The sequence below is a fragment of the Bacillus sp. FSL L8-0152 genome (assembly GCF_038006365.1).
In the GTDB taxonomy this organism is placed as follows: domain Bacteria; phylum Bacillota; class Bacilli; order Bacillales; family Bacillaceae_G; genus Bacillus_A; species Bacillus_A cereus.
Window position 1 is genome coordinate 1 of record NZ_JBBOVB010000006.1, and the last position, 12,115, is coordinate 12,115.

The window sequence follows — 12,115 nt, forward strand, 5'->3', positions numbered from 1 at the left end:
AGAAGCAGCGAAAACACTCGCTGAAAAGGTACAAGAGAATATTAAAAACAATACTGTTGAAATTATAGAAGCTAAGAATCCACCAACAACAGGACTTAAACCTTATAAAACACTTTGGCGTGATATTAGTAATGGAAAGCCTGGTATTTTGAAAATATGGACAGGCGCAGCTTGGGAATCGGTTGTTCCTGATGTGGAATCAGTTAAGAAAGAAACATTGGATCAGGTGAATAAAGATATTGAGTCTACGAAAACGGAGTTAAATCAAAAGGTTAAAGAAGCACAGAATCAAGCTACAGGACAATTCAACGAAGTGCAGGAAGGTTTACAAGGTGTCAGCCGTACAATTACTAATATCGAAAATAAACAAGGTGAGATCAATAAGAAAGTAACTCAGTTTGAACAGGATTCTAATGGATTTAAAATTTCTATTGAATCGTTAACGAAAAAAGATACTGATATTAGTAATAAAGTGAATACGGTTGAATCAACTGTGGAAGGCACCAAAAAGACAATTTCCGAGGTGCAGCAAACAACAAACGATTTAACAAAAACAACAAATGAAATAAAGAATACGGCCACTTCAAATAAACAGACTATTGAACAATTACAAACTGATATGAGTAATCTTTCTGTAGGTTCAATCAATCTAGCAAGTGATTCAGAATCAGGATTAAACAAACAGAACATAGCTGGAACCTGGTCAGATAGTAAACAAATGACTCTTTCTAATAAGATTAATTACAGAAATAAGACGTTTACTATTTCTTTTTTATTCACTGGGAAAATGACTAAACTTAATACAAATCCTTGGTTCGGTGTAGAAACAGCGATAACGTATACGGATGGAGAGCAAGAGTATAGGTCTATAAGAACAGACTCGAAATTAAAGGTTAATGTGGATTATAAAGATGAACCATTATCATCTACATTCAAGACCAAAGACAAGGACGTAACCCAAATTAGATTTTACTATTCCGGGCGCAATATTGATGGGAATTTAAATTCTCACCATGCAAAATTTGAAGAAGGTAATATACGAACTACATGGCAACTAGCTAATGATGAAGTTACTTCTAAAGAAACATTCACGAAAAAAACAACTGAAATTGAGCAAAATGTGGAGGGTGTTAAAACCACAGTAAAAAGCGTTCAAAATAACCAGGCTGGATATGAACAACGTATGAGTGATGTGGAACAAACTGCAAGCGGACTATCTTCTAAAGTTAGTAATTTAAATAATGTAGTATCAGATCAAGGTAAGAAACTTACTGAAGCAAATTCAAAACTCGAACAACAGGCAACAGCAATCGGTGCGAAAGTCGAGCTTAAACAAGTAGAGGATTATGTTGCTGGATTTAAGATACCTGAGTTGAAGCAAACAGTTGATAAAAATAAACAAGATTTGTTGGGCGAACTAGCTAACAAACTTGCAACTGAGCAATTTAATCAGAAAATGACTTTGATTGATAACCGCTTTACTATCAATGAACAGGGTATCAATGCTTCAGCAAAAAAGACAGAGGTATATACAAAAGAGCAAGCAAATGGGCAATTTGCCACATCATCTTATGTAAGAGATATGGAAACCCGTCTTCAGTTAACTGAAAAAGGCGTTAGTATATCTGTAAAAGAAAATGATGTAATCGCAGCATTCAATATGAGTAAAGAAAACATTACTTTGAATGCGAACAGAATTAACTTAGTAGGTTTTATTACCGCAAATCATATCAAAGGAAAAGTTTTAGAAGGAGTAACACTTAAAACGAGTGGAAACAGATTTGTTGAAATAAATAAACAAGACATGAAGATTTTTGATTTAGATAAGCCACGTGGTTATATAGGATTTATGGAGACAAATGATGGAAGTATTCAACCTTCATTAGTCCTTGGTTCTGATAATAGAAAATACGCTGGTACAGGATCGTTTTATATTTATCAAGTCATGCCGCGAATTAATGGAGTCGATCAACCTTCTAAAGCGTATGCAAAATTTGGGGTTTCTAAAGGAGAAAATGCTGAAGGAACTAATATTTGGTCAAATTATATTCAAATGCAGAATGACGGCGGACATCTTAGCGTATATTCAGATGGACAATTTCGTTTTCAAAACTTGAATGATATTATTTTTGAATCTGAAGGATGGGCTCCAGGATATGGTTACTTCTCTGTAACTACAACTGAACCACATATTTTTACAAATAACGCGGGGCAGTTTACTTTCAAAAGAAAAGGCAGTGACTATAAAATACATTTCGTAAACGGCGCCACCGATCATGATTTAATTATGGGTAATGCAATGATAAGGTCCAGTTTTGTACAAGGTTATAACAATGGCTTGCAGATTAAAGATATGATGGGTCAGGGATGGAAAGATATAGAATTAAGAACACTACGAGCTAAAGAAAATATATCTGCTACAGGGCGTATGTGGGCGCAAGAATTTATCCCTAATTCTTCTCGTACGCTTAAAACGGACATAGAAGACCTTCCATTCTCTGCTTTAGATAAAATCAACTCTGTAAACATCAAACAGTATCACTTTATAAGAGATGTTGAACGCTTCGAGTCAGGGGAGTCTATTATACTTCCAATTAATTACGGTATGATTGCGGAGGAATCTGACGATGTATTCACCACACCACAGAAAGATGCTGTAACACTTTATAGCTCGGTTTCAATTTCTATTCAAGCAATACAAGAAGTTGACTTTAAAGTTAAAAATCTTCAATTTGACCACGGTATGTTGAAGCAGGAAGTTGACACTCTTAAAGAACAACTTGAAGCAGAAAAACTTGAGAAAGTTTCAATGAAAGCTGAAATTGATGAATTAAAGGTATTAGTGCAACAATTAATAAATGAGAAACCAGAGCAGCCATAAGCTGTTTTTTATTTTGCGCAAAGTACGGCTTTGAATAAATTCAAATCATAGATCAAGAGGGGCGATATCGCTTCTCTTTATTTTGAGGAGATGATTAGTGTGAAACGAATAGTAGACCAAGCAATTTACGAAAAGCATGTTAGCCAAGAAAACAAAAACCTAGTCAAAGATTTTCTAATCGAAAAGAAAGCACAAGGAAAAGCGGCAAGCACTTTAAAGCAATATGGTTGGGATTTACGAATTATTTTGTTTCTAATACATCAACACTTCGGAAATAAAAATCTTATTGATTTAACGCGTAAAGATATTCGAAATTTATCTATTATTTTTCAAGATATGGGGATGTCTAATGCTCGTGTGAACGGATTAATGAGTGCATTAAGATCCGCGTTAGAGTTTTGTGCGGATGATGATGACTATGATTATGAATTTAATGTAGGTTCTCGAGTACGTGGTTTACCTAAGAATCCAGTTAGAGAAATCACTTTTATAACAGAAGAACAAATTGAGTGGTTAATCGATGAGCTAATAGCACAAGAAAGATATATGTTAGCAACGTATTTAGCACTTTCTTATTACAGTGCAGCTAGAAAAAATGAAGTTTACCAGGTTCAAAAAGAAGGGCTGACAGAAAAATATTATACAAATGTGGTCCGAGGTAAACGCGGTAAAAAGTTTAGATTATATTACAATCACCGGGTGCAGAAATGCATTCGTTTATATATAAATCAGCGAGGCAAGGATACTATTCCAGATTTGTTTGTGCGTGTTTATAAGAATGGTGCGAGAAAAAGATTGAACAAGAGTGTATTTAATTATTGGTGCGACATATTTGCTAAGATGCTGAACGAAAAGGAAGGGAAGGAATTTAAAATGAATCCGCACTGTTTCCGTCACAGCAGATTAGACAATTTAAAAGTACAGGGAGTACCGCTAGAAAAATTAAAATCACTCGCTAATCATTCTGATATTTCTACAACTGAATCTTATTTGAAAGATAGAAGTGAGGAAGATATTGCAGAAATATTTGGAATGGACCCAAGTTATTTTGCAGCTTAAAAAGGAGAGGAAAAGATGGAACGCATTGATGTACTAATGAAAGCATTTATAGCTACGTTTGGTGGCTTCTGTGGGTATTTCTTGGGAGGATGGGATGCAACATTGAAAATCTTAGTGACGATGGCAGTTATTGATTATTTAACTGGCATGATTGCAGCAGGATATAACGGAGAATTAAAAAGTAAAGTTGGTTTCAAAGGCATCGCCAAAAAGGTGGTGCTTTTTCTTTTGGTCGGAGCGGCCGCTCAACTAGATTCAGCATTGGGAAGTAACAGCGCAATTCGTGAAGCGACTATTTTCTTCTTCATGGGCAATGAGTTACTTTCGCTTTTAGAAAACGCTGGTCGTATGGGAATTCCCTTACCTTCAGCGTTAACAAATGCAGTTGAAATTTTAGGTGGAAAACAAAAACAAGAAGAGAAAAAGGGAGATGTTCAATAATGGAAATCAGAAAAAAATTAGTTGACCCAAGTAAATATAGTACAAAGTGTCCGTATACAATGAATCCAGAATTCATTACAGTCCACAATACTTACAACGATGCTACAGCAGAAAATGAAGTATCTTATATGATTCGCAATGATAACCAAGTATCGTTTCATATTGCCGTAGATGATAAAGAAGCTGTACAAGGAATTCCTTTAGAGCGTAACGCTTGGCATTGTGGTGATGGTGGCGGTAACGGAAATCGGAAATCTATTGGAGTTGAAATCTGTTACTCTCTAAGTGGTGGAGATCGATATTATAAAGCGGAAGATAATGCAACTATTGTTGTAGCGCAATTAATGAAACAGTATGATATTCCAATTCATAAAGTTCGTACACATCAATCATGGAGTGGAAAGTATTGTCCTCATCGTATGTTAGCAGAAGGACGTTGGAATAGTTTTATTGAAAGAGTCCAAAATGCATATAACGGTGGAGGTAGTCCAGTAATGCCAACTCCTATTCCACCTTCAAACGATGGTACAAAAGTTGCTTACATTAATGGCGATAACGTGAATTTACGAAAAGGACCTGGAACTGGATATGCAGTTATTCGTAAGTTAGGTAAAGGAGAATGCTACCAAGTATGGGATGAGTCAAATGGGTGGCTAAACTTGGGTGGCGATCAGTGGGTATATAATGATTCATCATATATTCGCTATACAGGAGAAAATGCACCAGCACCTTCTAAACCTTCAATTGATGGCATTGGTGTAGTGACTATTACAGCTGATGTATTACGCGTTCGTACGGGTCCAGGAACTAACTATGGTGTCGTAAAAAATGTGTACCAAAGTGAAAGATATCAGTCTTGGGGATATAGAGACGGTTGGTATAATGTTGGCGGCGACCAATGGGTTTCTGGTGAATATGTGAAGTTTGAAAAATAAAACATACTATGTAACAGCAAATGAAGCCTATGTGTATGTAAAGTAAGTTAAAACAAATGGTGGCGTAAGCCCATTAGTAGTTCATGGAGCATTTATTTTATTCCAAGCTGGAATGGCAGCTAGTATCTATGAACAAGAAAAATATAGAAAAAATAAATAAGGGTACGTTAATCCAATAACGTATCCTTTTTATTATAAAATACGAGGTATGTATAGCAATGACCCAATACAATACTTAAATATGTTCCTTTTTTGTGAGTGACCCCCAAAAAAGGAAGCGTTGCCGTACTCCTTTAAAATATACCATTTCCGTCATAATCTCCTGTGATTTCCAATTCTGCTTCATGTACAGCTTGATCATCTTCAGGATTTTCTTCATCTACATACTTTCTACACTTTGCGTATAACCAAATATTCATAGGACGGTTATTTACAACCTCAAGTTCATCAAAATCAAAGTCCCCATGCCTATCTAAATAATCTTCAATGATTTTCTGTAAATCTTCTTCGTTAATCTCTATTTTTCGTTCTACAAATCCTTCTTTGCTATAATATTTAACCGGATATACATCACGCATCTTTTATCTCCTCCTAATTTATCTTTATACAAAGGCGGAGCACACCTTATGAGTAGTAAAGATGTGCGGTTTAGACAACTCTACTTGGCTTGTTGAACAAATAAGAACCGCAAATTCATCATAACATACAGTAGGAAAACGAACATTCCCTTTTTTTGGGGAGACTTTTGTTAGGCCATCCTAACAAAAATAAAGAGATGAATTATATTAATTATGATAGTAAAATATGTACGCTGAAGTTGGGGTCCAAACCCTTACTTTTTTGCTTATTTATAACCTGTATTTAAGGGGTTTTAATTTTTAAAAATTTGTTAGGACGGACTGACACTTTTACCCTAACATTTTTTTATAGTAAAAAAATGCCCAAAAACACAATAAGTACTCCTAATAATAAATAGCCCCGTTTTTAACGGAGCTACATCCAAAAGTCATCATAATGTACATCTTTGTTAGTTAATTTCTTCAATGCTTTTATAATCTTTTGTGCATTTTTCATGGTTGGCGAAAATTTATCTCCTTGGCATACACGACTAATAGTCGATTTACTTACTCCGCTTTTTTCCGCTAATTCCTGTTGAGTAATTTTGTTTTTCTCCAGAAAATTGGAGAGCTTCGACTTTCTCCCTTTACCAGAAATAAGCCATCCCATTTTATCACTCCTGTTTTAAATTCTTAGTACAAGAGTGGTCAAAGATTTCATTTTTTAAACATCCCGAAAATAGGAAATTTAAACACTATGAAAATCTTCGCTTCAACAAAGATAGTTTCTTCCCTGGTTCTTCAGCATAAAACCGCATGTAGTCACACATCAGAATATTGATTAATTTTTCAGCTGTAAAACCGTGCATAGGGAAACTATGAGCCATATCCGAAAAAAATACTTCAATTCGTCTTAATATCCGTCTATCAATTTTTACAGAAAGTGTACCGTACCGGTCGTCATTTTCATTAAACTCCAAATTAAAATCCGTATAGTGTTTTTTGCTCTCTAGGATTTGATACAGCTGCTCCATACTATTTTTAGAGCGTATATGTTCAAGAAAGTCCTCAACAAGTATCTCAGCTAGATCACTAGCATTACACTCGTAATCTTCCTCTTCCATATCTTCGATAATAATATTCATTCGAAATAAGTATATTTTGAGCATCTTCACTTCAAAACGGTACTTCTCTTTTAGCTTCCATTCAATTTTCGTTCGCTCCCACCAATTATTAGCACTCATAAGCTGTATTTCTTTCGTCATAACGTCGTATTTACTATACATGTGGTCACTCCTTACATGGTGCGTAATGCAAAGCATAAAATACGTGTTGCAGCTGCTCTTTGCGATACTCCCCATTCAATCGCTAATTGGACAAGCTTAGAGTGCGCTCCTTGTTCCAATTTCGCGTGAATGTACTTTTTGGTGTCTTTATATTCATACGCATGAACTTGGCTTATATAATCGATTTTGAGATGTTCTGTGAGTAATTTGGACATATATTGTGTAGTAGTTATTCCTTGTTGAAATGCCGAGGTTCTTATTAGTTGTCTTTGTATTTCATTTACGGGGATTTTTACGTGTTTCTTCTTGTCTGAACGAGTTTTACGAGGTTTTGAGTTTGTTATTGTAGTAGATTTTTTTATAGAGTTAAACATAGGATTAACATTGCTCATGCTGCTCCCCTCTTTCAAAAAATCTCCTCCTCTCTCTCGTTTATGTCAGTGACACTTTTCCATAATTCCAATATTCCATGAAAAAATGGTTAAAAGAGAGGAGGGAGGTTATATTTTTCTTAAATAACTATCGATTTATGTTATTCGTAATTAATCATACCTGCGAAATCATCGATATTAATTTCTTCTTTGACTTCTTTTACAGGTACATCTTCCGCACCTATCAAAGATTTAACGAATGCTTCAAGAGCTTTAACAGCCATTGGATTAAGTAATTGTTCTTTTTCCTCTGCTGTTAATGAAAAACTTAAAGGAATAGTGACTTCTTTATGGTTCTCTTTCTTAGCTTCCTTGTCTAATATCCAATAAACAAGTTTATTTCTTGAAATATCTCTGTGTTTATTCAAAAAATCTAAGGTTTTTTGATCTGCATCAACTGGAACTTTTACAGTAAAAGTTTTACCAGGCTGAACATCTTTAATTTTTTTCATGTATACCACCCACTAATTAAGGCTTAATTCCTTTTGTTTGGCGATAATCAGTAATAACTTATAGTAAGCTTTAGCAATACTCCAAATGCTTTCTTCTGTATCTAAGAAATGCATCTCGAATTGATTTTCATTTTTGTTGATATCTTCTAAAAATGATTTAACAATTGCTGCTGAACCGCCAACATTATGAATACTATGTAAATCCCCGACTTCTTTCCATTTATCTACTAGATCACCGTATTCTCTTACAGCAAATTCTTTTAAATGTCTCTCTGCTATTTCATAATAAGAAACAGGTTTACCATGTGGCCTAATAATATAAGCTTCATGTTTTGCAGTCATATTTTCAACGAGCTGTCTTCTTGATTTGAATACATCTACACGGTAAGTACTGAATACTTCTTTGCGTATTGCGTCTAAATACTCACCAATACCTAAAGGAGAACCACTTGAGTATTCGTTGTCAATTTGCCCCATACGAATTACTGCTTTATCAGTAGTATTACCACCCATATCATTAATTAAGATGTTCTTTTGTCTTAGCTCTGAATTTTGAGTTTTTAAATCTTCGCTGATTGTTAAATTAATCATTGCTGCGAATCCTTCAACGTTTACAAAAATATCTTTAAACGAGATACGTACTTTTTTACCTTCTAAATGAGGTGTTTTCTTAAACTCAACAACATGAGTGCCATCTAAAAGTTTTTTCTTAAATCCAGCGCGTTTATCCTCTTTAACTTCATCAACTGGAAGGCCAGTAGATAATAAGAATTCTGCATCAATTACTTCTTTGTCGCTATTAGAAGCTGCTTCATAAGCTAATGCAGTCAACATTAAGATAGTTGTTTGATCCGATTGGCTTTTTAAATCAGTAGCAGGAATTTGAGCACTTTGTTTTTCCTTAGCAGCAAGAGTACCTACTGCATATGTTGCTGATTTTTTTAATGCTGACGATGTGATATGTACATGTAATTCTTTTAGTGGATCGTCACCTAATTCAATTACTTGTCTATCTTCCATTTCTTTAACTACGTTAGGAATGTATAATTTGTTTTCAAAACCATTAAACAAAGCTTTTAAAGCATCGTTTCCGGCATCAATAGCGGCTGTTATTAACATTTTCATCTCTCCCTTTATTAATTAATACTCTTAAATAGTAACACTAGGGTGTTACCTTTTCAATACATGATATTACCAAGGTGACACCTTTATGATTAATAACTTGAAAAACAATCTATTTTATTGATTTTAAAATTATTTATACGAGCGATTCCCTGGTCTTCGCAAAGGCTTCGCTAAATCTATAAAAACGCGTGTAGAAATGTAGGGAAGACAAGGCTTGTCCTCCCTAAGATTCCTTAAAACCACCTATATACTGAGTTTTAAAAGATATAAAAATGGTACGGTGTGTGAAATTTTATTGTGTCACTACTTCTTGATAGCCTAAATTAAACGAATTGAATTTGTCTAATGCTTCTTTTGCTCCTGTGTATTGTAAAATAGCAGGGATATCTTTCTTTGATTGATAGTAAATAGTCTTTGCCCGTTGTACTTTCCCATCCGTTTGTAACTTCTTAGGCTTAATATTTAAATCTTGATGTAATACTCTACATATATTTTGCAACACATCTACAGAACCATGAAGCCTTAATCGTGGTCGTATTAGAATGCCATTTTCAGTTTTTTCTCTCATGACTCCAACATCATGGCGTAATAAGATATATGTCTTTACAAAAGTAGATTTGTTAAATTTTCCTGTTGGAAATAACCTTTCTTGCTGTAACCTTGGCGTCCATCCCATTTTTTGAGCTTCTATTAGAAAAGGATGGGAACAATCTATGTGACTTTCCCATTCAATAAAGCCTTTACCTTTTCTAAAATAAGATCGCGGCTCAGACGCTCCAAAAATCAATTCAGAAAACCTGGATACGACATGACTAGATCTATGAGATAATTCAAATCTATTATCTCCCATGTGTATATGGCCAAATCTCCAAATCATCCCCAAAGCTTCTGAAAACTCATCTGTTTTTATAAATTGACTAAACCATTCTTGTTCTCTAGTCATGTTATACCTCCTTTGATGTTTTGTATTAATCACGTTTATATTTTTTTAACACTTCCTCTAAACGTTTACGTTCATCTTCTAAATTATTTTCAGCTTGTCTATCATCTCCAGTAGACGTTGAAGAATCTTCTTTTAACCAATCCGGAGCAAGTTCCTTTCTAACGGTTTTTTTCTTATGTTTAGCCTTAGGTAATATATCTAATAAACTTTTTTCTCGATCTCTACGTATCTCTAAATCTTGTATTTTATTTTCAATTGCTGTAATCAAATAATTCTCAAAGTGGGGTACAGTCCCTTTTTGATAATTATTGATACATTTTTTAAGTACAGAATCAAATGAGCGTTTTTGTATTTTACCTTTATAAATATCACTTACCATATCAGCAATCCATAAAATATCATCCTTTGATAAAGTAGGAGTATGTAAGTCTTGTTTTTCTTCTAAGATGATATTTGAATTTGGATGAATGATTTCATCCGAAAGCGAAGCGTTCGGTATATCATCATCATCTTTTTTATTTGTTATTTGTATATTGTTATTTGTAGTAGGTTCATTTGGACCTGTCCCACCGGTGCATTCGGACCTGTCCGTAGAATTGGATAGGTTCATTTGGACCTGTCTATCGTTCCGGGATTTCCGAACCATTCTTTTTCCCTCTGAAATATCGTTTTTTTCTTCATTAACGCAGAATATTTCACGAATTTTTTGTAAGCAAGGCGATAGATCATACACGTTCTTTGTCTTTTGATTATAGTTATTGTAAGTATTGTAGATTACTAAACAACCTTTCTTCTCTAATCCATCTAAATACTTTCGAACGGCTCTATCTTTTACATTTAGGCATTCTGCTAAAGTAGCTTGGCTAGGGAAACATTTATCTTTATCTGCACCTGCATAGCTAAATAACATAGTTAGACATGCGTACTCTCCTGCAGATAAATCAAAAACTTTCATAGCGTTACGCATTACATAATTGTAGGCAACAAAGTATCCGCCTTTTTCAAGTGGTTCCCCCGTGGTCACTTCATTCATTAACAAGTCTTCGTTGTTATTTGTTGTTTTTGACATAATAAAAAATCCTCCAATTTCCACCCCGCCCAAAAATGGGTATAGGAAAATAGAGGATTGTAGTTCACATTTTTTAAAGTATATGCTATCATAGACGTAGCGATACAACTTTAAATATGTTAATACAAACCTCGCGTTCCAATTTCCATCGGTTTTGTAGGCGGCCAAACTTACGTGAACCTTTGAAAATTTTGTCGGGGTTTTTCTATTTATTTTTTATTTATATGAAAAATTTACATTTGCAATTTATATATCTACCACTTTATGATAGCAGAACTTTGTAGAAAAAAGAAGAGCAAAAGAGAAGACCGTCAGATAAATGACGGTCTTTTTTGTGGATAAGTGCAGTTATCCACAAGTTGATTTTATTATTTCACACCTAAAAGTATTGATTTGAGTCTTATATTGTAATGATGCATTATAATTTTCATAAAGAAAAGACACCCTAAGGTGCCTTCCTTCGACTTGATAACCACTTTAATTTTAATAACAAGAGAGTTAATAGAATACTACCCAACTCCTATTTTACCATATTTATCTATATTATTCATTGAGAAAAAATTAAAAGCACTCTTTCGAGTGCTCATGTTATGCAGATACAGTAGCTTTATCTTTACGGAAGATACCCATCAATCCGCCGATTAATAATAATACTCCTGGTAATAAGTAAATCAGAGAAATACAAATAAATCCGCCAATTGCAGCGACAGTCATCATGATGCCACCAGCTTTAGCTTTACTTCTCACCATAACAGAACCAACGATTCCTAATACAGATAGAGCTACAGCTCCCCATCCTAAGCCAATAACAGTGTTTGCTCCATCAGCTTCTAAAGCAGATCCTAGCCCACCGATAAATAATGCGATAAATGCACATAGAATTCCAAAAATCCCACCAATAAGTCCTAATACAAATTCAGCTGTTCTTTTCATTTT

General features: G+C 34.4%; 13 protein-coding genes. 4 read left to right on the forward strand and 9 right to left on the reverse strand.

The annotated features are described in order from the left end of the window. The 4 genes from MHH27_RS31370 to MHH27_RS31385 form a co-directional block, all read left to right on the forward strand. On the forward strand, window positions 1-2,881 hold a 2,881-nt coding region (locus MHH27_RS31370; RefSeq protein ID WP_340945922.1), incomplete at its 5' end, for a tail fiber domain-containing protein. A gap of 90 nt (window positions 2,882-2,971) precedes the next feature. Beyond that, a complete protein-coding gene (locus tag MHH27_RS31375; protein ID WP_340945926.1) occupies window positions 2,972-3,940 on the forward strand; it encodes a tyrosine-type recombinase/integrase in 969 nt (322 codons plus the stop codon). Between the two features lie 15 nt (window positions 3,941-3,955). Then, window positions 3,956-4,381 (forward strand): phage holin family protein, encoded by a 426-nt coding sequence (locus MHH27_RS31380; RefSeq protein WP_263039253.1) that lies wholly within the window; start codon window positions 3,956-3,958, stop codon window positions 4,379-4,381. Continuing rightward, window positions 4,381-5,316, forward strand: a complete 936-nt coding sequence (locus MHH27_RS31385) for an N-acetylmuramoyl-L-alanine amidase (RefSeq protein ID WP_340945933.1) — start codon at window positions 4,381-4,383, stop codon at window positions 5,314-5,316. The genes MHH27_RS31380 and MHH27_RS31385 overlap by 1 nt, the downstream gene beginning before the upstream one ends. A gap of 293 nt (window positions 5,317-5,609) precedes the next feature. Here the strand turns inward: MHH27_RS31385 and MHH27_RS31390 are convergent, their stop codons facing one another. From MHH27_RS31390 to MHH27_RS31430, 9 genes are all read right to left on the reverse strand, one after another. Then, window positions 5,610-5,894: a hypothetical protein gene (locus tag MHH27_RS31390; protein WP_340945937.1), complete on the reverse strand. Its 285-nt coding sequence runs from the start codon at window positions 5,892-5,894 to the stop codon at window positions 5,610-5,612. A 415-nt stretch (window positions 5,895-6,309) separates the two neighbouring features. Next, window positions 6,310-6,543 (reverse strand): helix-turn-helix transcriptional regulator, encoded by a 234-nt coding sequence (locus MHH27_RS31395; protein ID WP_340945940.1) that lies wholly within the window; start codon window positions 6,541-6,543, stop codon window positions 6,310-6,312. A gap of 85 nt (window positions 6,544-6,628) precedes the next feature. Beyond that, complete coding sequence (locus MHH27_RS31400; protein WP_340945942.1) at window positions 6,629-7,159, reverse strand: hypothetical protein; 531 nt, start codon at window positions 7,157-7,159, stop codon at window positions 6,629-6,631. A gap of 11 nt (window positions 7,160-7,170) precedes the next feature. Further along, window positions 7,171-7,551 carry a hypothetical protein gene (locus MHH27_RS31405; protein ID WP_340946074.1) on the reverse strand — a complete coding sequence of 127 codons (381 nt, stop codon included), beginning with the start codon at window positions 7,549-7,551 and terminating at the stop codon, window positions 7,171-7,173. 140 nt (window positions 7,552-7,691) lie between these two features. Further along, window positions 7,692-8,042, reverse strand: a complete 351-nt coding sequence (locus MHH27_RS31410; RefSeq protein WP_340945945.1) for a hypothetical protein — start codon at window positions 8,040-8,042, stop codon at window positions 7,692-7,694. 12 nt (window positions 8,043-8,054) lie between these two features. Next, complete coding sequence (locus MHH27_RS31415; protein WP_340945947.1) at window positions 8,055-9,161, reverse strand: ParM/StbA family protein; 1,107 nt, start codon at window positions 9,159-9,161, stop codon at window positions 8,055-8,057. A 298-nt stretch (window positions 9,162-9,459) separates the two neighbouring features. Beyond that, window positions 9,460-10,110 (reverse strand): hypothetical protein, encoded by a 651-nt coding sequence (locus MHH27_RS31420; RefSeq protein ID WP_340945950.1) that lies wholly within the window; start codon window positions 10,108-10,110, stop codon window positions 9,460-9,462. 25 nt (window positions 10,111-10,135) lie between these two features. Then, window positions 10,136-11,179 carry a helix-turn-helix domain-containing protein gene (locus tag MHH27_RS31425; RefSeq protein ID WP_340945953.1) on the reverse strand — a complete coding sequence of 348 codons (1,044 nt, stop codon included), beginning with the start codon at window positions 11,177-11,179 and terminating at the stop codon, window positions 10,136-10,138. A gap of 588 nt (window positions 11,180-11,767) precedes the next feature. Next, window positions 11,768-12,112: a DUF4064 domain-containing protein gene (locus MHH27_RS31430; protein WP_340945963.1), complete on the reverse strand. Its 345-nt coding sequence runs from the start codon at window positions 12,110-12,112 to the stop codon at window positions 11,768-11,770. Window positions 12,113-12,115 lie beyond the last annotated feature (3 nt).